This is a genomic window from Arthrobacter psychrolactophilus, from assembly GCF_003219795.1.
Taxonomy (GTDB): Bacteria; Actinomycetota; Actinomycetes; order Actinomycetales; family Micrococcaceae; genus Specibacter; species Specibacter psychrolactophilus.
This window is the reverse complement of the sequence record NZ_QJVC01000047.1, coordinates 1-1,136: the sequence shown is the minus strand read 5'-3', so window position 1 is coordinate 1,136 and position 1,136 is coordinate 1. Positions and strand designations below refer to the sequence as shown.

The window sequence follows — 1,136 nt, the reverse complement described above, 5'->3', positions numbered from 1 at the left end:
GCCTGTAGGGTTCTGTTCAGTTCACGCAGCTCCTTGTTCTGTGCTTCTAGAGCGCTCAGGTTCTGCTGGGTAACCTCCAGCCGACCGCGGGTTTCAGCGGCATCGTCAGTGGCCTTCGAGCGCTGGATCCGCAGCTGATCGATGAGCGTCAAAGCTTGCTGCAGCTCCTTGGCGACCTTCTCTGTTTTGCCTCTCTCTTCATCCCGAACCCTGGCGGTCTCCATCATCAGGTGGTTTTCGGTTCTCTCAAGGTGCTCCTCCGCGGCAATCCGCGCAGTCTCGGCCTTCGCACGCGCAGACTCAGTCGCATCGTTTGCTAATTGGAGCTGCTGCTGAAGGCGCTCAAGCTCTCCGCGATGCATGTCCTGGGCACGCTCAACTACGCCACTGTGCACATCCTGCAGGCGCTTGATTTCCTCACCATGAGCCTGACTTGCGGCAGTGAGTCTCTTGTTGAGATCTGCGACCTCAGCTTGAAGTTGCCGAATATCAGCACTCGACTGATCCAGCTGATCGGTCAACCGCTCCTTGTCCGCGATGAGGCCAGAGAGCTCTCTGCTCTGGGATTCAAGGCTAGCAGTAGCTGCCCGCTCATTGTCCTGCGCCGCCTTGGCGGCATCAACGGCAGCCGCTGTCGCCGTCTCAAGCGCTTTGCGCTCAACCGCATGAGTCTCATCGGCCGCCTTTAGAGCGACATCCCAGATCTCATCAAGCTTTTCGCACACTGCGTTTGGAACACCAGGTCTTCGCAGCCTGGCGCTCAGAATAGGGCCGGTCTCACTCCAGAACCTTTTGATTTCCTCGTTCACCAGATTGGGCGAGGCTTTGAGGTCATGGTGAATGTATATGCACTCGCGAATTTCCGCCTGGCGAACCTCGCGACCCGCATCAAGCAGCTCTCTCGCGTAAAGGTGGACAAGATCTCTGGTGCTCAGCCTTTTGTCAGATGAGAGTCCGGTGTTGGCCATGAGGCGTATCCTTGGAGATAAGGTCGGGAGACTGGGAGCCGGCGACCTCGGCGAGGGGCCAGTACGTGCCTTGGCCGCTCCTCACAGGGAGGGGGCTGGTCTTAGAGTGGAGCATACACTTACGCATCTAAAACAACAAATTCGTATTGGATATCATACGGAACGTAT

Annotated in this window: 1 protein-coding gene; it reads right to left on the bottom strand. The window is 57.2% G+C overall.

Annotated elements, in window-relative coordinates; genetic code table 11:
- A partial coding sequence (locus CVS30_RS17670) for a DNA-binding protein (protein WP_110486864.1) occupies positions 1-968 on the bottom strand: 968 nt, incomplete at its 3' end.
- Positions 969-1,136: the final 168 nt, after the last annotated feature.